The sequence below is a fragment of the Sphingomonas mangrovi genome (genome assembly GCF_047975845.1).
Taxonomy (GTDB): domain Bacteria; phylum Pseudomonadota; class Alphaproteobacteria; order Sphingomonadales; family Sphingomonadaceae; genus Sphingomonas.
This window is the reverse complement of the sequence record NZ_JBIUCZ010000007.1, coordinates 55,319-78,740: the sequence shown is the minus strand read 5'-3', so window position 1 is coordinate 78,740 and position 23,422 is coordinate 55,319. Positions and strand designations below refer to the sequence as shown.

The following is a 23,422-nucleotide window of genomic DNA, read 5'->3' as shown; positions in this document are numbered from 1 at the left end:
ATGGCCACGCTTCCGCCCGTCACCGCCGCGAAGCGGACCGACATGGCGCCGACACTGCCGGTGATGGGCGGAGTGTTCCTGTCGTTCCTGGCGATCGGCATGGCGCTTCCCGTGCTGCCGCTCCACGTCCACGACGTGCTGGGCTTTGGGCCGACCGTCGTCGGCGTGGTGGCGGCGGGACAGTTCATCGCCGCGCTCGTCACCCGCTTCTGGGCGGGCAGCCTGGCGGATCGTTGCGGAGCCAAGCGCGCTGTGGTGCTGGGCTGGCGCTGATGATTGCGGGCGGCCTGTTCTACCTTCTCTAGCTGCAGTTCTGGACGTAGCCGACGGTGTCGGTCGCGATCCTAATCCTCGCCCGCATGCTGGTCGGCGGGTCGAAAAGCCTAGTCATCACCGGCGGCATGCTGTGGGGCCTTGAGGTCGTGTCGCCAGTTCGATCGGCCAAGGTGATCGCGTGGATGGGCATGGCGATGTTCGCCTCGCTCGCCGTCGGCGCGCCGCTCGGCAGTGCGGTGTTCGCCCGCTTCGCGTTCGCCGGCATCGCCGCCGTCACGGTCGCGTTACCGCTCGGCGCGCTGGCGATCGTCTCTCCGCGTCCGGCGAAGGTGCCGCATCGTTCGCCACAGGGCTCTGTCCGCGACGTCCTAGGCCCGGTGCTGCTGCCGGGGCTCGGCTTCGCGCTCGCCGCCATCACCTTCGGTGCGGTGACGGCGTTAATGACCCTCTACTTCCCGGTCCGACAGTGGCCGCACGGCGCACTCGCCTTCAGCGCCTTCGCGGTTGCGCTGATCGTCGCGCGACTGGTCAGCGGCCACCTGCCCGATCGCCTCGGCGGCGCGATCGCAGCGGTGCTTGCCATGCCGATCGCGCTCCGCCTGATGCGGACACCCGTGGCCGGCACCCGGTGAAGGCTCGGCCGAGTGATCCTCCGGGCATCCACCCGGCGCCTGTCCTTCAGTAGCGCGCGCGCAGGCTGGCAAAGAAGCTGCGGCCCGCCTCGGGAAAGCCGTCGACGAACTGATAGTTGTCGTCGAACAGGTTGCGCGCACCCATGCCCAGCGTCACTCCGTCCACCACCTCGTAGTCGACGCGAAGGTTGCCCTGCACGTAGCTGCCCATGCGGTAGTAGAACGGAATGCCAGGCGGCGTCGGCGTGGTGGAGGCGAGCGTCGTGCGGTTCGACGCCGCCTCGACGTTCGGCACGATGTGGAGCCGCGGCATCGGCGACCAATCCGCGTAGACGAAGCCTTTGTGGCCCGGCACGTCGGTCAGCTCGAACGCGAGCGGCACGACCACGCCCGCGCGCTCGCGAGTGTCGAAATCCCGGTGGATGTAGCTGTAGTTCCCGCCCACAAGTAGCGTCCCAGCGACGCGGGCGGTGACCGATAGTTCGGCACCGTAGTAGTCGGCATCGCCGAGGTTCTGGCGCTGGCTCGTGCCGGCCGGCGCGTCGGCGGGCCGGATAGCGACGACCGCCTTGCTGATGTCGCTGTAGAACGCTGCCACCTCGACTGTCACCGGGCCCAAGACGCGGGTGCCGCCCACCTCGTAGTTGGTCGCGCGCTCCGCATCGAGACCGGGGTTGGAGGCGGCGGTGCCGAACTGAGTGCTGAACCGCTCGAAGATGGTCGGGAAGCGGGAACGGCGCGAGACGCTGGCGTGGAGGCTCGTGTCGCCCTCAGGCCGCCACTCCAGCCGGCCCTGCCAGTTGAACGCCGCCGCGTTCGCCAGAGGATAGCTGAAGATCCGCGCCGCACCGCCGCCCGGCGGGGTGCCGTACTCCTCTGCCTTTTTGAGGTCGCGCCAGTCGTAGCTCGCCCCCAGCGTCAGGCTGAGCGCGGGCGTGATCGCCAGCAGGTTTTCGGCCGCGATGCTGTAGGTGTCCTCCAGGTTCTCCTGATGCGGCTCGGTGAAGCCGGAGGGAAAGCCTTGCTGGAACTCGACATGCTTGTCGCGCCGGTAGTGCGCGGCAAGGCTGAAGCGGTCGGCGGGCGTCAGCTGCACGTCGAGTTGCGCCGAGCCCCCATAGGCGCGGTCCTCATAGTAGCTGTTGAACGCGCGGCCGAGCGTCTGGGTGGTCTGCGTCCGGTCGTCGAACGAGCGGAGCAGATTGTTGAACGCGTTGCGGTAGGCGCGGGTCTTGAGCGTCGCGCGATCGCCGAGCGCAGTGGTCGACAGGAAGTAGAGGCTCTCGATGTTCCAGTAAGGCCACGACCAGAAGCGCGGGTTGGGCGAGCCGGGCACCAGCGGCGGAACGATGTCGTCAGTGACGTGTAGCGGCGCGTTCTTGCGGCCTTCCTGCCGCGTGTAGCTGATCGAGTATTCGTCGGTCGCATTGGGCGTGATCCCTGCCTTGGCGTTCAACCGCCAGTCGCGGGTTGACGAGAAGTCGCGGGCGCCGCCGTCCTCGTTGGCTGTCGGCTCAAAGCCGCCGGCGAGATCCCAATGGTCCTGCACGTTGCGCGCATAGGAGCCCTGGACGTAGAACTTGTCCTGCCGCGTGCCGAGCAGGCCGAAGACGTTGTAGCCGCCATAGTCGACGTCGCGGTCGAGGTTCAGCGTGCCGCGGGCCTCCACTTCGAGCGACTTGGTCGGCTTGCGGGTAACGAGATTGATCGCGCCACCCAGTGCGCCCGGCCCGTTGAGTACGGAAGCATAGCCCTTGACCACCTGGATCTCGGCGATGTCGGGGGTGAGGAAGCGGCCATAGTCGAGGCGGTTGTCGGCGGGCAGGTAGACGCGGATGCCGTCTATCGACAGCGGCACCTGGAAGCGGTCGAACCCGCGCACGAAGATCAGCCGCTCGTTGCGCGACCCGCCGGTGTTCGACGCGGTGACGCCGGGGATGATGCTGGCTGCCTCGTCCAGGCTGTTGCGGTTGAAGGTGTAGATCGCCTCCTGGCCCAGCGTCTCGCCGCCGATCGCAATTCCCTCGGGGCGGCGCCCGGTGACGATGATCTGGCCGAGCCCGAACGCTGTGTCGGCCTCCGCCCGAGTCTCGCTTTCCGGGGTTACACCCTCTTGCGCGAAGGCGGGCGAGGCGACGGCGAGCAGGCTGGCGGCCGAGAGCAGGTAGCGCATGTGAAATCCCCTTGTCGCCACCTCGGCCCTGTCGCAGGCGCATCGTTGGCTATATACGGCCATATACAGACGATCTGCCGGGGAGAAGACCTTGACTGCCATTATCCTGCTGCCCCTGCTTCTTGCTGCCACGCCGTCGCAGGCGGTGCAGACCATGGACCACGCTCCGGTCGCCTGCGCCTCAACCCCCGCCCCGCCGCCTGCCGAGCTTGCGGGCTGGTCTGCCGGCAGGCCGGTTCGCGCCGGCGCGACTGCGGCGGGTGCCGCGCTGCTGCCGATCGGGCACGGCGTGGTCGCAACGCTGCTGCCGACGCCCAAAGTCCGCTATGCCGTGCGTCCGGAAAAGCCGGGCGGGTCGGTCAGCAATGGCGGGCTATTCGCATTCAGCGTGCCGACTGCGGGCCGCTACCGCATCGCGCTGGGCTCCGGCGCGTGGATCGACGTGCTCTCCGGCACGACTCCGGCCACGTCGGTGGCCCACGAGCACGGCCCCGACTGCACCGGCATCCGCAAGATGGTCGACTTCGACCTGCAGCCCGGCCGCTACCTGCTCCAGGTGGCAGGCAACGGGTCGCCGACGCTGCCGCTGATGGTCGCGCGCGTGCCGTGAGCCCGCGCGCGCTGGCCCGGGTTGCCCTGACGCTGACGGCCGGCGCGTTGCTCGCGGCAGCGCAATCGTCATGGCAATGGTCGCTGCCGAACGGCGTAATCGCACCCCCCATTCCCGCCGATAACCCAATGAGCGAAGCCAAGATCGCGCTGGGTCGGCGGCTGTTCTACGACGCCGACCTGTCGATCGATGGCACGATGGCGTGTTCGAGCTGCCACGAACAGCATCGCGGCTTCGCCGACGGCAACCGCACCCATGCCGGCGTCCACGGGGATCCCGGTCGCCGCAACGTGCCGGGGCTTGCCAATGTGGCGTGGCGCCGCGTGCTGACCTGGGGCGATCCGCGCACCACCACGCTGGAGGCGCAGGCTGCGATCCCGCTCAACGGCATGACGCCGGTAGAGATGGGCATGGCCGAAGACGGGCGGGAGCTCGCCCGTCGCCTCGGTCGTGACGCCTGCTACCGCCGCATGTTCAAGGCCGCTTTCCCGGCAACGCGCGGCCGCATCGACCAGGCGAGCGTCATCCAGGCACTGGCTGCGTTCCAGCGGACGCTGTTGTCATTTGAGGCGCCCGTAGATCGCGGCGAGGCGCCGGCCGCAGGCGCTGCAATCTTCGCGGTCAAATGCGCTTCGTGCCATGCCGGTCACGACTATACCGACGATCGCTTCCACCGCCTTCGGCCTCCATCGGCAGCGGATCGTGGCGCCGGTGAGATCACCGGGCGTTTCGAGGACGATGGCGCCTTCCGCACCCCCTCGCTACGCAACGTCGCAGTGACCGGACCTTGGTTGCACGACGGCTCGGCTGCGACGCTCGACGCCGCACTGGCCGCTCATCCGGGCAGCGACTCCGCCGACCGGCCGGCGCTGATCGCCTTCCTCCAGGCGTTGACCGATCGCACGTTCCTGGCCGACAAGCGGTTCGGCTACCCGGACGATCTCTGCCGTCCCGGCAGCGGATAAGGAAAGCGATGGCGATCGACGGCCCCTTGAAGCTCAACGTGCAGGTGTTACGCGGCCGAGAGCCGGCGATCGGTCCGGGCAAGGCGATGGTGCTGGAGGCGATCGACCGTACCGGCTCGATCTCGGCCGCCGGGCGCGATCTCGGCATGAGCTACCGCCGAGTGTGGCTTCTCGTGCGGGCGCTCAACGCAGATTGGAAGACGAAGGTCGTACAGACACAGGTCGGCGGGCCTACCGGCACGAAACTTACGGAGTTCGGGCGTTCCCTTCTCACGCATTACCGTGAATTGGAGCAAACCATGCTTGCTGCCGCGCAGGGGATGACCTTGGAATGGCTCACAGGCGAACTCCAGCCGCCAAGCTGATACGATCCAGAGCACGAAGCCGCTCCGCGGCAGCGGGGCAGGCGATCGAGTTTTTCGACAAGAGGAACTCCACACGGTAAATCTACCGACTGAACCGCCCCGTGTTTGTCGCAGGCTCCAACTCCTGAGAAGGTGGAGCCTGTATGAGCAAGACGACGAACAAGTTTGCGCCGAGGTTCGCGAGCGAGCGGTGCGGATGGTGCTGGATCATGAGCGTGACCACCCGTCGCGATGGGGGGCGGTGGTTTCCATTGCGGAGAAGATCGACTGGGCGCCACAGACGCTGCATGAGTGGCTGAAGAAGACCGAGGTCGACAGCGGCAAGTGCGCCGGAGTTCCAACCGATGTGGCGGACGAGCTGAAGGCGTTGGAACGCGAGAACCGCGAGTTGCGCGAGGCCAACGAGATCCTGCGCAAGGCGTCTGCGTATTCTGCCCAGGCGGAGCTCGACCGCCCGTTCCGGCGATGATCGCCTTCATCGACGATCATCGCGAAGCCTATGGGGTCGAGCCGATTTGCCGCGTCCTGCCAATCGCCCCATCGACGTATTTCAAACGTGTCGCGCAGCGACGATATTCAATGCGCCTGTCGGCGCGGGTGCAGCGGGATCAGGCTCTCAAGCCAGAGATCACTCGGATGTTCGCAGAGAACTTCGCGGTCTATGGCGTCCGCAAGGTCTGGCGGCAGATGATGCGTGAAGGCTTTCCGGTCGCCCGCTGCACCGTGGAACGGCTGATGCGCGAGATGGGTCGGGCAGGCGTGATCCGGGGCAATCCGGTTCGCACGACCGTCAGCGACAAAGCTGCACCGTGCCCGCTAGATCACGTCAACCGCAGGTTCTACGCGCCAGCACCGAGCATGTTGTGGGTGTCGGACTTCACCTACGTCGCAACCTGAGCGGGGTTCGTCTATGTCGCATTCGTCATCGACACCTACGCCAGGCCCATCGTCGGCTGGCGAGCGAGCAGGACAGCGCATGCCAGCTTCGTCCTCGATGCTTTGGAACAAGCGCTTTATGACCGCCGGCCTGCCCATCGAGGCGGTCTCATCCATCATAGCGACCGTGGCTCGCAAGTCCGCCCGACACGTCTCCGTCAAAGACAGCGAGCGCTTCGCCGAGGCCGAAGATCGATGTTATGCTGCCGCGGATGCCATCGACATGGCAGCGTGACTCACAAACCCACGCCTCCGGCAATCCGGGGCGGTTCACTTAGGCGCAGTGATCGTGCACATAGTCTCGGAGGCGTTCCTTATGAAGCAAGATAGCTTTCTGATCGCTTCTATGGTCCTCACGTTGCCGGAATCGGGATACGCCGCTCCGAGCGATACGGTCGCCTTCGCCGGGCACAAATGGCGAGTGGAAGCAGAGCCATCAAGCCCGGAAACTATCGTGACCGTCAACGATGGCGCCATGTCGGTGAGCGCCGCTCGCGGCGTCACCGTCCTGTTGCTGAAGAAGCTCCGCGGGACCTATTGCATCCGGTACACGCGCGAAGTCCTGCCATCGCAAGGTACGATCTTCAGGGTTTCCGATCTTAACCAGTTCTGGCTGATCGATCCACGCCCACTACAAGCGCCTGCCGTCCGCGACGGCCGGTTCAAGTCCTACACACCCGACAGCCTGTTCTATGTCGGCATCGGCGGTAACAACAACACCACCAGCCGTTTCCGACATTACGATGGTAGCGCGGCTCGTCCGCTTCTGGCGGAGTCAGACATGCGGCTGGAGCCGGGCCGTCGCTACGATCTGCGGACCTGCGTCCTTCCCGATCGCACAGAGTTCTACATCGACGGCAAGCGGCTGTTTTCCGCGGCTCAGACGCCGCCGCCGTTCTCCTATTTCGCGTTGCGAAGCACGGGTTCGAAGCAAGTCGTGACGAACTTTCGCATCGAACACCGCTGAGATCGAGCTCTATTCTTCTGTCTTGGCGCGCTCGACCTCGACGGCGAAGACGTAGCTCGGCCCAAACATGTTCGAACGGAAGATCACGTACTTGCCGTCCGGCGTGAAGTTGACGTTCGGCTCGAGGCGATAGTCGTGCCGCGACATGTTCACGAGCCGTTCGGCCCGCAATTGGCCGGGCTGGATGAGGTTCTGGCCAAGCGTGTGCTTGTCGGGGACCAGCTCGGGGCGGAACAGGTAGAGCCACTGCGCACCGGGCGCCGTGCTGCCGTCTCCTGCGAACAGATTTCCGTCGGACGAGCGGTGGAAGTGGATCGACGCTTCGTCGGGCTGGTAGTGGTACCAGATCCGCTCGCCATTCTTCACGTTGTAGCCAGCTACGTAAGACGTCACTCCGAACGGGAAGTGCAGATCGTACCAGATGACATCTCCCCTGGTATCCCACCACTGATGCCCGCTGCCTTCCATTCTCATGATCCGCGGATTGATATGGGTCTGCTGCGAACCGTCGGTTCGGATCGTCCAGAGCTTCTCCACCTGCTGCCATGCGCCCTGATGGGCATACATCAGCAGCGTCGGGTCCGTCGGCGAGAACTGGAGATGGTCAATCCAGTCGGTACTCTCGAAAACGTTTTGGACGCGCCCCGAACGCAAATCGAGCGTGAACACTACCATGGGGAGACGCGCGGCCATACGCCGGGCCATCTTCGCCCCCTTGTCTTCCGGCTCGTTGTGACCGGAACTGCTCGCCACCTGGCCGGCCTGGCGGCCGTTGTAGTCCTCACCGTCCCCGACGATATAGCTGCCCACGCCTAGGGTCTCGTCGGAATTGATCGAAAAGATTCCTGCGCGCGGAGGCAGATCGGCGATCTTGCGCTGTTTGCGCGTGCGCGCATCGATTGCCCACAGCGAGGCTGCCTTGGCGTCCGATGCCGACCCCTTGAAGAAGTAGACGGTGGGGGTGCGTCGCCCGACCAGAATGGCGCCTGGGCCGCCGCCGACCGGCCCCGCCACCAACTGCCGTTCCTTGAACGTCGTCAGATCGATCAGTCCAATACCCTTGTCCGGTGTGCTGTAGACCATCTGCTTGCCGTCAGGGGTATAGGCGTTGATGTTGAAATAGAGGCTGGCTGAACCCGGCTCCTTTGTAAGGCGGATGACGCGGTGGCCAGTATCCGGGTCGATCCATGTACGCGGAGGCGCTTTCTCCTCCGCCTGGAGCACCGCCGGAGACATAAGCGCCGCCAATCCAGATAGAAGCCAAAGAGCAACTTTGCGAGGATGCATAGCCGGTATCACCGTCGAATGAGGGGTTGGAGACAAGCGGCGGGTCACCAGTGAACGCCGCTTTGAAGAAGCATTGCTGCGAAATGTGTTCAGGTGCGCATCTTGGACGTCGGAGGGAATTGCGACTGCCGCGCCGCTGATAGCCGTCCGCCTGTCCTGCCACCGCGACCTAGAGCGGGTCACAGCCGGAACCTCACACCGCCATAGACACGTCGGCCATAGGTCCCGATCGTCGTGCGGCGCTGCATGCTGTTGGCGTTCTGTGCCTGGGTGGCGTCAGTCACGTTGATCCCTTCCAGAAACACCGACACACGCGGCGACAGGTTGATGCTCGCCGAAACGTCGAGTTGGCCGAACGCCTCGCCAAATTCTGGGTTGTTGCCGCGCCCCAGCGCCGTGATCAGGTAGTCCGAGCGCCAGTTGTAGGACCCGCGGACACTCAGCAGATCGTCCTCGTAATAAACCGAGGCATTGTAGCTGTTGCGTGACAGCCCCGGGAACGGCAGGGCCGACTGCGTGAAATAGTCTTTTCCGCTGTATCCCGAGTCCTTGGAATAGGTGAAATTCGCGACTACGCCGAACTTGTTCAGTACGGGAACGCTCAAGAACGAAAAGTCGATCGTGGCGCCAAGCTCCAGCCCATCGATCGTGACCTTGCTTGATCCGTTTATTGGTCGCGTTATGGCGTAGGTGACCCCGTTTACGTCTTCGGGAGCAACGATGTTCTCGATAAAGGAGCCGATTTCCTTTCGGAAATACGTCGCGGAAAGAAAGCTGGTGCGGTTGAGATAAAACTCAAGCCCCGCATCGTACTGCCGAGCCCGGAACGGCTCCAACTCGGGATTGCCACGCGAGCCGACGAGGCCGACCGCATTGATGCTGAACCGCGGTGCGAGTTGCGACGGGGTCGGCCGCGCGATCACTTCCGTTGCGCTGAGGCGCAGCAACAGGCGATCACCTGACAGATGCGCCAACGCGTTTACGGAAGGCAAAAACTCGGTGTTCTCCCCATCGAAAGACACCGGGCTGACCGTTCCTCCACCCGTCAGGTAGCCGTTCGATACGGTACGCGTGTTCACGACGCGAAAGCCCGCCGTGCCGGTCACCGGAACACCCAAATCGAGCGCGAACGAAGCCTGCGTGTAGCCGGCGAGATTGCGCTCCTTCACCTCCCACGTGCTTAGCAGGTTGGGTGCATCGAAGGGATCGGGGATGCCGATGGCGTCGGCGAACGCCGGTCCAGCGTTCAGCCAGTCGCGGATGCCGCCCTCGTAGCCGAGGTCTCCGGTTTTGAAGAAATCGCTGCCGCTGGACGTCATATTCGTCGCGAAATCCTGCACGGTCGACAGCTGCGCCGGGTTCGTCACCGCATCGTACGTGAACGAGCGATTGAACTCCTGGCTGTCGGAGACGGCGCGGCGCAATTGCGCGCCGACCTTGATCGCCGTGAGCAGCGGTGAAAGATCCTTGTACTCTACGTCCAGCTTGCCGGACCATTCGTCCTGGCCGTTGATCCGTGGTCGGTTCTGGACCGCGACCCGGTTGATGCCCTGCGTGGTGAGTGGATCGATCGGCAGCGTGATCAACGGCGCCTGCTGGCCGTTGCGATAATCGACGGCTATGCGCGACAGACCGATCGCATCCGCTGTCGCGTTTACATAGCCGTCGTCGATATGCGCGTAGCTGTAGGCGAGTTGTGTAACGATCTTCCAGTGATCGCTCTTATACTCGCCCCCTGCCGCGATGTTGTAGGTTTTGCGCTTGGAATTGCCGAGCGTAGTGCGATAGCCCGCCGCCAGACGATTGTTAATGGCGGCTGCCGGATCGTCGACGAACTCGACGTGTGAGACTGTGTCGTCTGGACCGATGATCGTGTTCGCGCGGTCAAGCGTCGCGCCCACCGTCGTCATCTGTAGGTACTGAGACTCTCCCTGCCGGGTACTGCCGGCATAATTGCCCTGCACGTAGACGCGCAAGCTATCGTCGGGCCGCCACTCGACGACGCCGTTTAGGGCATGTCGACGGGCGTCGGTGCGGCCGATCGAATACCTCGGGATCTCGGGGAAGAAATCGCCCCGTCCATTTCCGTCTAGATCGAGCGGTTGAACGCCCGGTGTTGCCGGGTCGCCGTCGATCTGGCGCCAGCCGGTGGTCAGCGCCTCGTGCGTTTCGATGTGCCGGCGTTCGTAGGTCGCGGAAAGCAGGATGCCCAAGGTGCCGTTCGCGAACGTCTTGCTGCCGATCAGCGCGAACTTGGGGTCGAAGCTGTTGCCGATCTCGCTCCAGGTGCCTTGCGCCGAGCCGGCGAGATAGTTGCCGCCCTGCGCATCAAAGGGGCGGCGGGTGATGATCCGCACGGTGCCGCCCAGTCCGCCTTCGGTCATGTCAGGTGTGACCGATTTCACCACTTCGAGGCGGTTGACGAACTCGACCGGAAGATCCCGGAAGTCGACATCACTACCGCCTGCCGAAGTGGAGAGCTGGGTCACGCCATTGATCTCCACCCGGTTCAGGCTCGGATCGGCACCGCGGATGGTGACGCCGGATCCCTCTCCACCGGTGCGGGTCAACTGCACGCCGGTGACCCGCTGCAACGCCTCGCCGATGTTCTTGTCGGGAAATTTGCCGATATCCTCGGCCGAGATCGCATCGAGCACCTGGGGCGCGTCGCGCTTGGCGCGGGCAGCATTCTCTAGCGACTGACGTACCCCGCTGACGACAATATCCTCGCCTTCGTCAGGAGGGGGCGGCGAAGCGATCTGGGCGTGCGCACCTGTGGGAGCAAAGAAAACCAAGCTAGCAACGCCCCACGAGATGTAGCTCTTCATAATGCTCTACTTCCTTGCGCTCAGGCGCGCGAGTGCTACGCGCCAAAAATCCAGCCGCGGTGCTCGCGAGCCGCTGATGTCTGGCGTTGCCGCCCCAGTTACGAGTCTGTTAGGAAAAACCCGAGCGGATTGGTAGGTATTCAGGCTATCTGTCGAGGTAGTATATATTGCGAGCATGCTACAGCTGGTCAGTGCCAGGATTGCCGGGCAGGGCGTGACGTGACCCCCGCTTTTCATCCAGCGGCAACCAGAGACCGACCGGTGTTGTCGCGCATGGGCGCAGGTGAAGCAACGGGTGGGGTTAACCCCACCCGTTGCTGTTCGAGTTCGGCGGCGAATGCTGTCGGGGTGGCGTAGCCGAGCGAGGAGTGCGGGCGCTCGGTATTGTAGTCGTCGACCCAGCGAGCGAGGACCGAGCGGGCCTGACCGATCGTGAAGAACAGCGTCTCGTTGAGCAGTTCGTCGCGCATGCGACCGTTGAAGCTCTCGACGAAGCCGTTCTGCGTCGGCTTGCCCGGCGCGATGTAATGCCACTCGACACCGGCGTCGCCGGACCAGGCGAGCACCGCGTTCGACGTCAGTTCGGTGCCGTAGCACATTGGGAAGGGTCGGAACGGGAGCCGCCAGCGCCCTGTTGAAGACAAGGCCGCGTAGCGGCCGCAGGCTTCAACAGGGCAAGCCATGGCCGGTCAGCAGGTATCTAAAGTGAGGTTGTCGAGACAACACTTTGGAGGGCGACCGACCATGACCGCGCTCATCCCTACGCCTACCGGCGCCGTGCTGGTAGCCATCGACATGTCCAAAAACCGGCAGGAGGTCCTTATAGAACGACCCGAAGGCGGCCGGCGCCGGCCGATTACCGTCATGGCGACCAGGCAGGACTATGACGGCTTTGCCGAACAGCTCCCTGCTATCGGGCGCCCCATCGTCGTCGGGTAATTACCATCGCACGCTGGCGCACCGGCTGCTGACGGCGGGGTTCGAGCTGCGGCTCATCTCGTCAGTCGCGCTCGCCCGAACGCGCGAGGCGCTGCACAACGGCTGGGACAAGAACGACCCCAAGGACGCGCAAGTCATCCTGCACATGCTGCGGATCGGCGCGACGCAGCGCTACGTCGACCCGTTGGTGGCCGGGATCAACGACCTGCAGGAGCTCTCGAAGACCCACGAGACGATCTCCCGGATGAAGACGCAGACCTGGCATCGGATCCTGACCCACTACCTGCCGCTGTACTTCCCCGAGATCGCCCGCTTCGCAGGCAACAGCCGGTCCGACTGGTTCCTGGCGCTCATCGAGCGGTTTCCGACACCGGCCACCATCACGGCCCTGGACCGCGAGGCGTTCTCGGCCGCGGCCTGGCCGCTTATTGGCCGCAAGGTCTCCAAAGCACGCCTCATCAACGACATCTACGAGACGGCGTCCGCCTCGACGGCGCTGCCGGTGCAGGAAGACTCAGCTGCCATCACCATGTTCCGTATAGTCATCGCGCAGGGCCGCAGCCTCATCCACCAGCGCGAGGAGATCGAGCGGCTGGCCCATGCCCGACTGGCCGAACACGTCGACTATCAGTTGCTCCGCAAGATCCCCGGCATAGGCCCGATCAACGCGCTGACCATCCTAGCCGAGGCCGGCGATCTGCGACGCTTCAATCATCATCGCCAGTTCCTGAAGTTCTGCGGTCTCGATCTCGCAACGTGTCAGTCAGGCACGTTCCGTGGCCGCACGAAGCTGTCCAAGTACGGCAACGCGCGCCTGCGCCGCACCTTCTGGATGGCTGCCCAGGTCGCCGCGCGTCAGCGCGACAACAGTTTCCGCGATAAGCTCGGACGATATGTCGCCGGGCACGCGGACGATGCCGACCGTCGCCGTAAGGCGATGACGGCGCTCACCGCCAAGATGGCGCGCGTGGCTCACGCCGTCGTCAAGACGGGGACAGAGTACCGGCCGTTTCTCGAACGGTCGGATGCCAGGTGGAAGGACCCCTCTCTGCAAGTGCCGTGAGGGCGCTCGTCGAGCGACCCTGTAGATAATGTTCGAGCCTTCCACCTCAATGCTGCAGGCGATCCTGCCCCGGTTCCGCGAACGCCGCAGCGGCACTATCGTCATGTCACCTCGACGGTGACGCTCAAACAGCTGCCGCTGGTCAGCGTCTACTGCGCGAGCCAGGCGGCGGTGAACGCGCTTACCGAAAGTCTGGCGGTCGAAATGGAGCCATTTGGCGTGCGCGTGCACATCGTCCTTCCCGGACGCTCGCCCCAGACGAGCTTTGGCAGCAGTGCCATGCCGCATTTGCGCGGGCTCGATGATGCCGACTACGAGCCGATGATCGAAGGCATTATCGCTGGCTTCCGCGACGAGAGCGGGCCTGTCACCCATGCCGCCGACGTGGCCGCGGCGGTCTGGCTAGCGGCCGCCGATCTGAACGCCCCGCTTGGAATTGCGGCGGGAGAGGACGCGGTGCACTGGATGGCCGAGGTCCGGTGATCACTAGCTGGCTCAAGGACCCCGCGCGTCTGACGCGTGATCTCGATCTGCTCGGCTTCGGCGACCCAGATCCCGCCGTGATGCGGGCCACGTTTGGCGACACCCTCTCCGTCTTGGTCGACGACGGGATTCCGTTGGATGCAGACAGCCTATTTGCCCCCCCGTTCGCGAGGTGCTCGACTATGGCGGCGTTCACCTCTGTACCATTGCCCATGTGGGCGAAGCGCAAGTACCGATCAAATCTTCCTGCGCTTGCCTTCAAAGCCATCTTTTACGTCATCAATCCAGGCGAGTACCTCCCGGTTGCTCCAGCGCGAGGCGCCGGGGGAGACCTTGTAGGGCGCGGGGAACGTACCCTCGTGGATCAGCCGATAGATCATCGACTTTCCCAGCCCGACGCGGCGCTTCACCTCCTCAAGCTTGATTAGCCGGTCTGCTTCGGCGTCCGTGGCCATCATCGGCCGTTGCTCCGATATCGAGCAAAGCCGCGATCACTCTCGAGGAATGCCGCAAGCATCGCCGGTATCAGTTCGGTGACGGGTTCCTCGCTACCATAAGCTTCTGCATAGCATCGGGCATATTCGCGAAGCGCGTCGTTCAGGTCCGGCATGATCGTGATCGCCAACTTGACCGGCGTCCGGTCGGGGAGCTTGCCGAGCTTCAGGTCCATGATGCCTCCTAGCGCCGCCATGGCGCGAGAATGAGGTCTCGGGTGACCAGCACGCGGACGGGGGCGCCCGGCCGGACGGTGATGGTCGGCTGGATGTCGAGATTGCGGCGGGTGATCTGGTCACCAGCCCGCGCAGTGTTCGACTGTGCAGACTCGCGGATCGCCTGCACGAGGTCGCTCTCGCCCGAGATCGACAATTCCGAGCCGACGCCGAGCATCGTCGCGACCGCAACGCCCTTCAGGAGCGTCCAGCTGTGGAAGTCTACCTTGTCCGCAACGCCGGCATAGCCTGCCAGGTCCGTGGCCGGCAGGTTGTCGAGCCGGAGCGAACTCCCGTCGGGGAGGATCAGTCGCTGCCAGACGACGAGCGCGCGCCGCTGACCGAAGGCCACGACGCTGTCATATTTGCCGATCAGCCTGGCGCCTTGCGGAACGAGAAGGATGCTGCCCGTCACCGTATCGAACACGTTCTGCGTGACTTGCGCCGTCACCATCCCCGGCAAGTCGGAATTCAGCCCGGTGATGAGACTGGCCGCGATGACGCTTCCGGCGAGCAGGCTGTTGGGCGACACTGGCGCCCTGAGCCCGACAGCGTTCAAATCGGCGCCGCCACCGCGCGCGGACCCGGCGATATCGGCGAGGCTCTGGGTCGCGAACAGCACTGCGACGTTCTTCTTGCGCAGCACCTTCAGCCACTCGCGGATTCGCGCGGCGAAGAGCGGGTGATCGAGGAAAATCCACGCCTCGTCGAGGATCAGCAAGGTCGGCCGACCGTCGAACCGCTCCTCCAGGCGGTGGAAGAGATAGGTGAGTACCGGCGCGACTGCGCCTGTCTGGACCATGAGCGCCTCGGTCTCGAAGCATTGGACATCGGATAGCGCCAGATGCTGTTCGGCAGCATCGAGCAGTCGTCCGTACGGACCTTCCAGCGTGTAGGGCTGGAGCGCCATGCGCAACGCGTTCGACTGGAGCAGCAGCGCGAGGCCGGTCATCGTCCGCTCCTCGACCGGTGCCGACGCGAGACTGCCGAGCGCCGTCCAGACCGCGTCCTTGATCTCCGGCGTGACGGGCACATGCTCGTGCGCCAGCAGCGCCGCGACCCACTCCGCCGCCCAGCTCCGTTCGGTGGCATCGTCGATGCTTGCCAGCGGCTGGAAGGCGAGCGTCTCGCCGCCTGCCCCCGCTGCCCCCAGCGCATGGTGTTCGCCGCCCATCGCCAGCACCGCAGCGCGCGCGGAACTGCCCTTGTCGAAGATATAGACCTGCGCGCCGGCGTAGCGGCGAAACTGGAGCGCAATCAGGCCGAGCAGCACCGACTTGCCAGCACCGGTCGGGCCGACGACCATCATATGACCGACATCGTCGACATGGGTGGACAACCGGAACGGCGTCGAGCCGGCGGTCCTGGCAACCAGCAGCGGCGGGCCCTTGAGATGCGCGTTCGCCACCGGCCCCGCCCAGACCGAGGAGAGCGGCATCAGGTGCGCCAAGTTGAGCGTATGGACCAGCGGCTGCCGAACATTGGCATATGGCCCAGACGAACACCGCTGAGATGCGCTGCCGTACGCGCTTCGCTGTTTCGATTGCCCCGCGAGCCTCGATCTCCCGCAGCACCCCGAGGATCAGGGGTGGGGTCAATTGCGCGATCGGCAAGGAGCCGATCGTTGGAAAGACATCGCGCTCCAGGCTGCGGATAACGTCGCTGGCGTGGATCGTCGCCCATTGCGCCTTGGCGTTTCCATACCACTCGCGAGCGACACGCTCGAAGGTCTGACGTCCGGCTTCGATGTTCGCTTCGATCTTCACCCGTTTTGCGACGTTGGGGTCATGCCCTTCGCAGAGCATGGAATACGCCTCATCGCGCTTTTCACGAGCATCGGCCAGCGACACGAGCGGATAGGCCCCGAAGGCCATCGTCTTGTTCTTGCCGTCGTATTCATAGTTCCAGCGCCACAGCTTGCCGCCGCTCGGCGTCACCATCAGGAAAAGGCGATTGGCGTCGGCGATCTTGTACGCTTTGGGGCGCGGCTTGGCCGTGCGCACCCTGGCATCGGTAAGCATGGTTCGGTCTCCGAAAATACCTCGTTTCTCGACCGCGCGTACCTCGTTTTCGCCCCTCCAAATCGCTGGATGGGCATGGACGGGCACGGACGGCCGAGGCCGAACCGGTCTGCTAAGCATCGGTAATCAGGAGGAAAAAGTCGAGACCAGTGGCCTTTTGCGGCCCCCTGTGGAATGGCCCTTGGCGGAGCGGGAGGGATTCGAACCCTCGATACGGTTTTGCCGTATACTCACTTTCCAGGCGAGCGCCTTCGACCACTCGGCCACCGCTCCGCATGCTCTGGACGGCGGGCCGTAGCGTGGCGCGCGGCGGGGCGCAAGGCTCCTCGGCATGCCGTTGCCAGCAGCGGGGGTGGCATGGCACGCTGTGCGGCGATGCTGACCGCCCTCCTCCCGCTCGCGCTGCTCGGCGCTTCCGCCCCGCAGGCCGCCCCTGCGCCGCCAAGCGCGCCCGCCAGCCCCACCGATCCGCTCGCCGCCGACTGGCGGCCGATCCCGGACGACGAACTGCTGGTCCTGACGCTCTCGGGCGGCAGGCAGGTGGTGATCCGCCTCACGCCGGACGCCGCGCCGGTGCACGTCGCCAACATCCGGGCGCTCGCGCGGGCGCACTGGTGGGACGGGACGAGCGTGTACCGCGTGCAGGACAACTACGTCGCGCAATGGGGCGACGTGACCGAGAAGAAGCCGCTGCCCGCCGGCGTCGTCGCCAACCCGCCGGCCGAATATGGGTTCGCGACGCCCAAGCTTGCGGCGATGCTCGCGCGGCCGGACGCCTATGCCCGCCACGCCGGCTTCACCGCCCAAGGCTGGCCGGTCGCGAGCGGCAGCTGGCGCGACGGCAGCCGCGAGGCGTGGCTGCCGCACTGCTATGCGATGGTCGGCGTCGCGCGCGATCTGGCGCCGAGCACCGGCAGCGGCGCCGAACTCTACACGGTGATCGGCCATGCGCCGCGCCAGCTCGACCGCAACATCGCGCTGGTCGGCCGGGTGATCGAGGGGATCGAGCGGCTCTCGACGCTGCCGCGCGGCACCGGCGAGCTCGGCTTCTACGAGCGCGAGGACGAGCGCGTGCCGATCGTCTCGGTGCGGCTGGCGAGCGATTTGCCCGAAGCCCAGCGCCCGCGTTTCGACTATCGCGCCGCGGACAACCCGCGGTTCGCGGCCTATGTCGCCGACCGCGAGCACCGGCAGCCGCCGTTCTTCACCGTGCCCGCGGGCGGTGCGGATATCTGCAACGTGGCGCCGCAGGTGCGACGGCGGCCGTAGGCGGCGGCATCCGGGCCCTGGCACTCAGGGCTTCGCGAGACCTTCGCCTACGCCCGACCCGCTCTCGTCATGCCGACGAACGTCCGCATTCCTACGGGCACCGCTGGAGACGCAAGCGGAGCGGCAATGGATCCTGACCTTCGTCAGGATGACGAGGGGTTTTGAAGCTCGAGCGTCGCCCTCAGCGGCCGATCCAGTCGGCGACCTCGACCGCGACCTGGTTGGCGGCCTGGTTGATCGCCGGGCCGGCGGTGACGTTGGTGATGGCGGTCACCGGCACCCGCGCCTCGAAGCGGCGCTTCTCGACCGCGTTGGGCTGGCCGACGCGGATCAGCGCCGCGTCGTAGGTCACCACCGCCTCGTTGGTGGTCGCGTCCATGCCGAAGGCGCGCAGCTCGCCCGACAGCTGCGAACTGGGATCGACGCTCGACTGGCGCAGGCTCAGCACGACCCGGCCGGTGCGCGTCGTCACCGTGTCGCTCAGCAGCCGCGCGAACAGCCGCCCGGGCTGCTCGACCCACTGCGCGTCCTTGACGTAGGCGAGCGAGGTGTCGGTCGCGCGCACCGGCACGCGCGTCACCGCCAGTTCCTGCGGCACGCTCGGCACCGCGATCAGGATCGACTTGGCCGCGCCCGAGTTCTGCGCGTTGCCGACCGGCACCCCCTGCGTCGGGGTGAGCGTCAGCAGCGACGGCGGCGGCTCGGCGCCGAGGCGGATGCACGCCGACAGCGGCAGCAGTGCGAGAATGGCGAGCTTCTTCATCATGTCCCTCACTTGCCTTCGTAGTCGGGCAGCTTCTGCCGGCCGATGATCGAGCTTGCGCCGCCCTGGTCGACCCGCTCGGCCACGTCGGCGAGCGCAGTGGTCATCTGGCGCAGGTCCGCGATCAGCTGGCCGACCTCCGGCACGGTGCGCTTGGAGAAGGTCTGCAGCCCCGGCCGCGCATCGCCGATCGCGGCGTTGAGCGTCTCGGCGCTGCGCTGCGCCGACTCGATCGTGCGGTTCAGGTTCTGGATCGTCGGGCGCACGTCGTTGGCGAGCACGCCGTTGCTGGTCTCGGCCAGCTGGCCGATCTGCTCGGCGGCGATGCCGGCGCGCTGGATCGCGACCCGCGTCTCGGCGAGCGTAGCGGCGATCTCCGGCCCGCGATCGGCAAGCGCATCGGTCAGCCGGTTGGTGTTCTCCAGGATCGCGGCGATCGAGTTCTGGTTGCGATCGCCCAACAGCTCGGTCAGCCGCTCGGTCAGCGACGTCAGCCGCTCGAGCAGCCGCGGCGCCGAGCTCAGCAGCGCGCCCAGCCCGCCGGTGCGCGTCGGGATCACCGGCACGCCCATCGGGCACGAGGTTTCGGGATGGACCGCCGGGCAGGCGATCGGCGGCGCACCCTTGACCGCGCCGTCGAGCGCGATCTGGCTGACGCCGGTGAAGCCCACGCCCTGGATGGTGGCGGTGGTGCCCTCCAGGATCGGCACGCCCTCGTTCACGCTGATGCGGACGCGCACCAGCGAGGGATCGGGCTTGAACAGCGCGATCTCCTTCACCTGGCCCGACGGCACGCCGGAGAAGGCGACCGGCGAGCCCTTGTTGATGCCGTCGACCGCCTGCTTGAAGAAGATGTCGTATTCCAGCTCGTTCGAGCCGTTCACGCGCGCCAGCCAGACGGTGAAGATCGCCAGCACGGCGAGCAGGATCAGCACCACCGCGCCGACCAGGACATGGTTCGATCGGGTTTCCATCAGCCTCTCAAGCCCCCTGTGCCCGGCGTGCCTCGGCCCCGCCGGCGCTGGCCACCGCGGCGCGGCCGCGCGGTCCGTTGAAATATTCCTGGATCCACGGGTGATCCAACGCGAGAAGTTCGTCGATCGTGCCGACGGCGATCACTTTCTTGTCGGCAAGCACCGCCACCCGATCGCAGATCGCATAGAGCGAATCGAGGTCGTGGGTGATCAGGAAGACGGTGAGCCCCAGCGTGCGCTGGAGCGAGAGCGTGAGTTCGTCGAACGCCGCCGCGCCGATCGGGTCGAGGCCCGCGGTGGGCTCGTCGAGGAACAGCAGGTCCGGGTCGAGCGCCAATGCGCGGGCGAGGCCGGCGCGCTTCTTCATGCCGCCCGACAGCTCGGACGGATATTTGGGCGCGGCCTCGGCCGGCAGGCCGGTCATCACCACCTTATAGCTGGCGATCTGGTCGAGCAGCGCCTCGCTCAGCTCGGGATAGAATTCGCGCAGCGGCACCTGGACGTTCTCGCCCACGGTCAGCGTCGAGAACAGCGCGCCGCCCTGGAACAGCACGCCCCAGCGCTTGCGGATCTCGGTCGCCTCGGTCTCCTCGCGGCCGATCGCCTGCTCGCCGAACACGGTGACGTCGCCCGCGGCCGGGGTCTGGAGGCCGATGATCGAGCGCATCAGCACCGACTTGCCGGTACCCGATCCGCCGACGACGCCCAGGATCTCGCCCTTGCGCACGTCCAGGTCGAGGTTCTCGTGCACGACCTGTTCGCCGAACACGTTCTTGAGCCCGCGGACGCGGATGACGGGTTCGTCGTTCTTCGTCATATCCAGCCGATCTGTTCGAAGAACACCGCGAAGAAGGCGTCGAGCACGATCACCAGGAAGATCGCCTGCACCACGGCGGAGGTGGTGCGAAGGCCCACCTGCTCGGCGTCGCTTTCGACCTGCATGCCCTGGAAGCAGCCCGACACGGCGATGATCAGCCCGAACACCGGCGCCTTGATCATGCCGACGTAGAGGTCGGTGATCGGCACCACCTCGCGCAGTCGCTGGACGTAGGTGACGGGCGGAATGCCGAGCGAGGTCCAGCACAGCAGCCCGCCGCCGATGATCGCGATCAGCGAGGCGTAGAAGCCGAGCAGCGGCATCATCAGCACCGCCGAGAGCGTGCGCGGCAGCACCAGCGCCTCCATCGGCGACACGCCGATGGTGCGCATCGCGTCGATCTCCTCGGTGAGCTTCATCGTGCCGAGCTGGGCGGCGAACGCCGATCCGGAGCGTCCCGCGACCATGATCGCGGTCATCAGCACGCCCAGTTCGCGCAGCGTAATCCGCCCGATCAGGTTGATCGTGAACACCTCCGCCCCGAACTGGCGCAGCTGCACCGCGCCCTGCTGGGCGATGACGACGCCGATCAGGAAGCTCATCAGCCCGACGATCGCCAGCGCCGAGACGCCGACCACCTCGAAGCGGTGGACCGTGGCGTTGAAGCGGAAGCGGCTGGGATGCCGGATCACGTTGCCGAACGCGATCACCGTCGCGCCCAGGAAGCCGAGCAGCCCGAGCAGCGTGCGCAGCGACAGCATCGTCGCGGCGCCGATTTCGTCGAGCACCCGCATCACCGGCGGCAGCGGCGTCGCCTTCTGCACCACCGGCTTGTCGGAATCGCGGACCTGGCCGAGCAGATGCTGCCCGTCCTCGTCCAGTCCCTCGACCTCCGCCTCCTTACCAACGGCGAAGCGATGCACCAGCCACGCGCCGACGGTATCGATCCGCCCGACGTCGGACAGGTCGATTCGGTCGACCGGCTCGGCGTATCCGTCGAGTCGGTCGGGCAGGTCGCCCAGGCGGGCCAGGGTGAGATCCCCGGTAAACCGCAGCACACGCTGGTCCTGCGGATCAGGGGCAAAGTCGACGGCCACAGTCATCGTCCTGCTCCATCGGCGATTTGTGCTGGATCGGCAAGCCGGTAGCTTGCAGAGGCGGGACGATGCAGCGCCTCGCGATCTACGACATGGACCGGACCATCACCCGCGCCGGGACCTGGACGCCGTTCCTCCTCCACACGCTCGAGGGCCGCGCGCGCTGGCGGGTGGCGCTGCTGCCGCTCGCGGTGCTGCTCGCCGCGGGCTATGCGAGCAAGCTCTACAGCCGCGGCCGGCTGAAGGAGCTGACCCACCGGCTGATGCTGGGCCGCACCGTGCCGAAGGAGACGCTGCAGCTGCTGTCGCACCGCTTCGCCGAGCGGACGCTGGCCAAGGGCGTGTTCGCCGATGCGGTGCGGCAGATCGACGCCGACCGCGCCGAGGGGCGCACGCTGGTGCTCGCCACCGCCTCCTACCGCTTCTACGCGGCCGAGATCGCGGCGCGGCTGGGGTTCGACCATGTCATCGCCACCGATTCGAAGCTGAGCGAGGCCGGCGCGCTGCTGCCCCAGATCGACGGCGAGAACTGCTACGGCCCCGGCAAGCTGCGGATGATCGAATCCTGGTACGCCGCGCACGGGCTGCGGCGCGAGGACACGCAGGTACGCTTCTACAGCGACCATGTCTCGGACGCGCCGGTGTTCGAATGGGCGGACGAGCCGGTAGCGGTCAACGCGCACCCGCCCCTGCGCGCGCTCGCCAAGGCGAAAGGGTGGCGGATCCTCGACTGGCAGGGGTGATCGGCGCTGCGGCACGACCTCGACTCCCGTCATCCCAGCGAAGGCTGGGATCTCGTGCGGCACGGGCGCGCGCCCTCACCGGGAGACCCCAGCTTGCGCTGGGGTGACGAAGAGATGGGAAGCGCGGCAGGCCATGCGCTCCGCTCCCAACGCGCCCCTCACAACAGCACGTCGACGCTGTGGATCGCCAGGCCGACCATGCCGCCCACGAGCGTGCCGTTGATGCGGATGTACTGGAGGTCGCGGCCGACCGCGTTTTCGAGCCGGCCGGTGATCGTGCGCGCGTCCCACCCGCGCACCGTGTCGGACACCAGCCGGACGATCGCGTCGCCGTAATCGGCGACGGTGCCGACCGCGGCACGGCGGACGAAACGGTTGATCGTGCGCGACAGCCGCGGATCGCGCTGCAGCGTCTCGCCCAGCTGGCGCAGCGCGGCGCCCAGGCCGCCGGCCATCGCCCGGTCGGGGTCGCTGACGACGCGCAGCAGCGCCGCGCGGCTGCGCTCCCACATGCCGTCCAGCCAGCGCTGAAGCGCGGGATTGGCGATCAGGTCCGCCTTGAACTGTTCGACGCGCGCCTGGAGCGCGGGATCGGTCTGGAGATCGGCGGCGAGCCGAGCCAGCCCCTCCTCCGCCTTGGCACGCAGCGGGTGCTGCGGATCGGCGGCGATGTCGTCGGCGAGCTTGCGCAGCCCGTCGAGGATCTTGTTGGCGAGCGTCTCGTCGAGCCCGGTCCAGCGCAGCACCGATCCGGCGCGGTCGTGCACCATCGTGCGGATCACCTGCTCGTTGGCGTCGATCGCGCGCGCCACGAAGCGGATCATGCCGTCGATCAGCGGCACGTGCCGGTCCTCGGCAATCGCGGCCTGGATCGCCTGGCCGAGCAGCGGCGCAAGCTCGGTCTGGCGCAGGCGGGTGGCGATCGCGCCCTTGACCATGCCGCCCAGCCGCTCCTGGTCGAACGACTGGAGCATGCCCGCCGCCAGCCGGGAGGCGCCGTGGCGCAGCCGCCCCTCGCCGCCGACCGGATTGGCGAGCCAGCGACCGACGATGGCGGCGACGTCGAGCCGCCGCATGCGTCGGGCGACTACGTGCGCGGTCAGGAAATTGTCGCGCAGGAACACCGCCAGCGTGTCGCCGATGCGGTCCTTGTTGCGCGGGATGATCGCGGTGTGCGGAATCGGCAGCCCGAGCGGGTGGCGGAACAGCGCGGTCACCGCGAACCAGTCGGCCAGCCCGCCGACCATCGCCGCCTCGGCGAACGCCTGGACGAAGCCCCAGCCGGGATGCCGCGCCTCCAGCGCGCGCGAGGCGAGGAACAGCGCCGCCATCGCCACCAGCATCGCGGTGGCGATTCGGCGCATCCGGGTCAGCGCAGGCGGGACGGCGCCCCCGGTGCCGGGCGCGCGCGCGAAAGAGATCATGACGAAACAATCCCCGAAGCCGGGGAAGGTTCAAGCCGGAAGCGTCGCGCGATGCGGGGCAAGCCTCGATCCCGCTCCAT

The 23,422-nt window shown here is 66.3% G+C and carries 20 protein-coding genes, 1 tRNA gene, 4 pseudogenes and 1 other annotated feature; of the genes and pseudogenes, 11 read left to right on the top strand and 14 right to left on the bottom strand.

Annotated features, from left to right (window positions below; genetic code table 11):
- Window positions 1–273 (top strand): MFS transporter, encoded by a 273-nt coding sequence (locus ACBY01_RS05585; protein WP_416459790.1) that lies wholly within the window; start codon window positions 1–3, stop codon window positions 271–273.
- A 56-nt stretch (window positions 274–329) separates the two neighbouring features.
- Window positions 330–908: an MFS transporter gene (locus tag ACBY01_RS05580; RefSeq protein WP_416459789.1), complete on the top strand. Its 579-nt coding sequence runs from the start codon at window positions 330–332 to the stop codon at window positions 906–908.
- Window positions 909–954: 46 nt separating this feature from the next.
- On the opposite strand, the gene ACBY01_RS05575 is transcribed toward ACBY01_RS05580, so the two are convergent.
- Complete coding sequence (locus tag ACBY01_RS05575) at window positions 955–3,081, bottom strand: TonB-dependent receptor plug domain-containing protein (protein WP_416459788.1); 2,127 nt, start codon at window positions 3,079–3,081, stop codon at window positions 955–957.
- A gap of 91 nt (window positions 3,082–3,172) precedes the next feature.
- On the opposite strand from ACBY01_RS05575, the gene ACBY01_RS05570 reads away from it, so the two are divergent.
- From ACBY01_RS05570 to ACBY01_RS05550, 5 genes and pseudogenes are all read left to right on the top strand, one after another.
- Window positions 3,173–3,691, top strand: a complete 519-nt coding sequence (locus ACBY01_RS05570; RefSeq protein WP_416459787.1) for a homogentisate 1,2-dioxygenase — start codon at window positions 3,173–3,175, stop codon at window positions 3,689–3,691.
- A gap of 128 nt (window positions 3,692–3,819) precedes the next feature.
- Window positions 3,820–4,656 (top strand): cytochrome-c peroxidase, encoded by an 837-nt coding sequence (locus tag ACBY01_RS05565; RefSeq protein ID WP_416459786.1) that lies wholly within the window; start codon window positions 3,820–3,822, stop codon window positions 4,654–4,656.
- Between the two features lie 8 nt (window positions 4,657–4,664).
- Entirely contained in the window at window positions 4,665–5,021 is a 357-nt protein-coding gene (locus tag ACBY01_RS05560; protein ID WP_416459785.1) for a winged helix-turn-helix domain-containing protein, read from the top strand.
- A gap of 143 nt (window positions 5,022–5,164) precedes the next feature.
- Window positions 5,165–6,122 (top strand): annotated as a pseudogene (locus ACBY01_RS05555) (IS3 family transposase); the annotation flags it as partial.
- Window positions 5,445–5,561, top strand: a sequence feature (AL1L pseudoknot). (Overlaps the previous pseudogene by 117 nt.)
- A 151-nt stretch (window positions 6,123–6,273) precedes the next feature.
- Window positions 6,274–6,924, top strand: coding sequence for a DUF6250 domain-containing protein (locus ACBY01_RS05550; protein WP_416459784.1), 651 nt, complete (start codon window positions 6,274–6,276; stop codon window positions 6,922–6,924).
- A gap of 9 nt (window positions 6,925–6,933) precedes the next feature.
- Here ACBY01_RS05550 and ACBY01_RS05545 read toward each other — a convergent pair whose 3' ends face one another.
- The 3 genes and pseudogenes from ACBY01_RS05545 to ACBY01_RS05535 all read right to left on the bottom strand — a co-directional run.
- On the bottom strand, window positions 6,934–8,172 hold the full coding sequence (locus ACBY01_RS05545) for an oligogalacturonate lyase family protein (RefSeq protein WP_416459783.1): 1,239 nt from the start codon (window positions 8,170–8,172) through the stop codon (window positions 6,934–6,936).
- 218 nt (window positions 8,173–8,390) lie between these two features.
- Complete coding sequence (locus ACBY01_RS05540; protein ID WP_416459782.1) at window positions 8,391–11,039, bottom strand: TonB-dependent receptor; 2,649 nt, start codon at window positions 11,037–11,039, stop codon at window positions 8,391–8,393.
- Window positions 11,040–11,272: 233 nt separating this feature from the next.
- Window positions 11,273–11,629, bottom strand: a pseudogene (locus ACBY01_RS05535) (integrase core domain-containing protein); the annotation flags it as partial.
- Window positions 11,630–11,783: 154 nt separating this feature from the next.
- Between ACBY01_RS05535 and ACBY01_RS05530 the strand changes: the two are divergent.
- A pseudogene (locus ACBY01_RS05530) lies at window positions 11,784–13,066 on the top strand (IS110 family RNA-guided transposase).
- A gap of 92 nt (window positions 13,067–13,158) precedes the next feature.
- Window positions 13,159–13,524, top strand: coding sequence for an SDR family NAD(P)-dependent oxidoreductase (locus ACBY01_RS05525; RefSeq protein WP_416459781.1), 366 nt, complete (start codon window positions 13,159–13,161; stop codon window positions 13,522–13,524).
- A gap of 236 nt (window positions 13,525–13,760) precedes the next feature.
- Here the strand turns inward: ACBY01_RS05525 and ACBY01_RS05520 are convergent, their stop codons facing one another.
- The 5 genes and pseudogenes from ACBY01_RS05520 to ACBY01_RS05495 all read right to left on the bottom strand — a co-directional run bounded on the left by ACBY01_RS05520 (window position 13,761) and on the right by ACBY01_RS05495 (window position 16,528).
- Window positions 13,761–13,982 (bottom strand): helix-turn-helix transcriptional regulator, encoded by a 222-nt coding sequence (locus ACBY01_RS05520; protein WP_416459780.1) that lies wholly within the window; start codon window positions 13,980–13,982, stop codon window positions 13,761–13,763.
- Window positions 13,979–14,197, bottom strand: a complete 219-nt coding sequence (locus ACBY01_RS05515) for a DUF2274 domain-containing protein (protein ID WP_416459828.1) — start codon at window positions 14,195–14,197, stop codon at window positions 13,979–13,981. The genes ACBY01_RS05520 and ACBY01_RS05515 overlap by 4 nt, the downstream gene beginning before the upstream one ends.
- Before the next feature lie 5 nt (window positions 14,198–14,202).
- Window positions 14,203–15,684 carry a TrbI/VirB10 family protein gene (locus ACBY01_RS17190; RefSeq protein WP_487247710.1) on the bottom strand — a complete coding sequence of 494 codons (1,482 nt, stop codon included), beginning with the start codon at window positions 15,682–15,684 and terminating at the stop codon, window positions 14,203–14,205.
- 58 nt (window positions 15,685–15,742) lie between these two features.
- Window positions 15,743–16,255, bottom strand: a pseudogene (locus ACBY01_RS05500) (tyrosine-type recombinase/integrase); the annotation flags it as partial.
- A gap of 182 nt (window positions 16,256–16,437) precedes the next feature.
- Window positions 16,438–16,528, bottom strand: a tRNA-Ser gene (locus ACBY01_RS05495).
- Window positions 16,529–16,612: 84 nt separating this feature from the next.
- Here ACBY01_RS05495 and ACBY01_RS05490 point away from each other — a divergent pair.
- Window positions 16,613–17,524, top strand: coding sequence for a peptidylprolyl isomerase (locus ACBY01_RS05490; RefSeq protein ID WP_416459779.1), 912 nt, complete (start codon window positions 16,613–16,615; stop codon window positions 17,522–17,524).
- A gap of 181 nt (window positions 17,525–17,705) precedes the next feature.
- On the opposite strand, the gene ACBY01_RS05485 is transcribed toward ACBY01_RS05490, so the two are convergent.
- The 4 genes from ACBY01_RS05485 to ACBY01_RS05470 are packed head-to-tail and all read right to left on the bottom strand — an operon-like array spanning window position 17,706 to window position 21,181.
- Window positions 17,706–18,290 (bottom strand): ABC-type transport auxiliary lipoprotein family protein, encoded by a 585-nt coding sequence (locus ACBY01_RS05485; protein ID WP_416459778.1) that lies wholly within the window; start codon window positions 18,288–18,290, stop codon window positions 17,706–17,708.
- A gap of 5 nt (window positions 18,291–18,295) precedes the next feature.
- Window positions 18,296–19,261 carry an MlaD family protein gene (locus ACBY01_RS05480; RefSeq protein ID WP_416459777.1) on the bottom strand — a complete coding sequence of 322 codons (966 nt, stop codon included), beginning with the start codon at window positions 19,259–19,261 and terminating at the stop codon, window positions 18,296–18,298.
- 7 nt (window positions 19,262–19,268) lie between these two features.
- Window positions 19,269–20,078 carry an ABC transporter ATP-binding protein gene (locus tag ACBY01_RS05475; protein WP_416459776.1) on the bottom strand — a complete coding sequence of 270 codons (810 nt, stop codon included), beginning with the start codon at window positions 20,076–20,078 and terminating at the stop codon, window positions 19,269–19,271.
- A complete protein-coding gene (locus ACBY01_RS05470; protein WP_416459775.1) occupies window positions 20,075–21,181 on the bottom strand; it encodes an ABC transporter permease in 1,107 nt (368 codons plus the stop codon). The genes ACBY01_RS05475 and ACBY01_RS05470 overlap by 4 nt, the downstream gene beginning before the upstream one ends.
- Before the next feature lie 62 nt (window positions 21,182–21,243).
- Between ACBY01_RS05470 and ACBY01_RS05465 the strand changes: the two genes are divergently transcribed.
- Window positions 21,244–21,918 carry an HAD family hydrolase gene (locus ACBY01_RS05465; protein ID WP_416459774.1) on the top strand — a complete coding sequence of 225 codons (675 nt, stop codon included), beginning with the start codon at window positions 21,244–21,246 and terminating at the stop codon, window positions 21,916–21,918.
- Window positions 21,919–22,076: 158 nt separating this feature from the next.
- Here the strand turns inward: ACBY01_RS05465 and ACBY01_RS05460 are convergent, their stop codons facing one another.
- On the bottom strand, window positions 22,077–23,342 hold the full coding sequence (locus tag ACBY01_RS05460) for a DUF445 domain-containing protein (RefSeq protein ID WP_416459773.1): 1,266 nt from the start codon (window positions 23,340–23,342) through the stop codon (window positions 22,077–22,079).
- Window positions 23,343–23,422: the final 80 nt, after the last annotated feature.

Bases quoted from the DNA above. Each gene is read 5' to 3' on its own strand.
- ACBY01_RS05585 (WP_416459790.1), top strand. From the start codon at position 1: ATGGCCACGCTTCCGCCCGTCACCGCCGCGAAGCGGACCGACATGGCG.
- ACBY01_RS05575 (WP_416459788.1), bottom strand. From the start codon at position 3,081: ATGCGCTACCTGCTCTCGGCCGCCAGCCTGCTCGCCGTCGCCTCGCCC.
- ACBY01_RS05565 (WP_416459786.1), top strand. From the start codon at position 3,820: ATGAGCGAAGCCAAGATCGCGCTGGGTCGGCGGCTGTTCTACGACGCC.
- ACBY01_RS05560 (WP_416459785.1), top strand. From the start codon at position 4,665: ATGGCGATCGACGGCCCCTTGAAGCTCAACGTGCAGGTGTTACGCGGC.
- ACBY01_RS05550 (WP_416459784.1), top strand. From the start codon at position 6,274: ATGAAGCAAGATAGCTTTCTGATCGCTTCTATGGTCCTCACGTTGCCG.
- ACBY01_RS05540 (WP_416459782.1), bottom strand. From the start codon at position 11,039: ATGAAGAGCTACATCTCGTGGGGCGTTGCTAGCTTGGTTTTCTTTGCT.
- ACBY01_RS05520 (WP_416459780.1), bottom strand. From the start codon at position 13,982: ATGATGGCCACGGACGCCGAAGCAGACCGGCTAATCAAGCTTGAGGAG.
- ACBY01_RS05490 (WP_416459779.1), top strand. From the start codon at position 16,613: ATGGCACGCTGTGCGGCGATGCTGACCGCCCTCCTCCCGCTCGCGCTG.
- ACBY01_RS05485 (WP_416459778.1), bottom strand. From the start codon at position 18,290: ATGATGAAGAAGCTCGCCATTCTCGCACTGCTGCCGCTGTCGGCGTGC.
- ACBY01_RS05480 (WP_416459777.1), bottom strand. From the start codon at position 19,261: ATGGAAACCCGATCGAACCATGTCCTGGTCGGCGCGGTGGTGCTGATC.
- ACBY01_RS05475 (WP_416459776.1), bottom strand. From the start codon at position 20,078: ATGACGAAGAACGACGAACCCGTCATCCGCGTCCGCGGGCTCAAGAAC.
- ACBY01_RS05470 (WP_416459775.1), bottom strand. From the start codon at position 21,181: ATGACTGTGGCCGTCGACTTTGCCCCTGATCCGCAGGACCAGCGTGTG.
- ACBY01_RS05465 (WP_416459774.1), top strand. From the start codon at position 21,244: ATGCAGCGCCTCGCGATCTACGACATGGACCGGACCATCACCCGCGCC.
- ACBY01_RS05460 (WP_416459773.1), bottom strand. From the start codon at position 23,342: ATGATCTCTTTCGCGCGCGCGCCCGGCACCGGGGGCGCCGTCCCGCCT.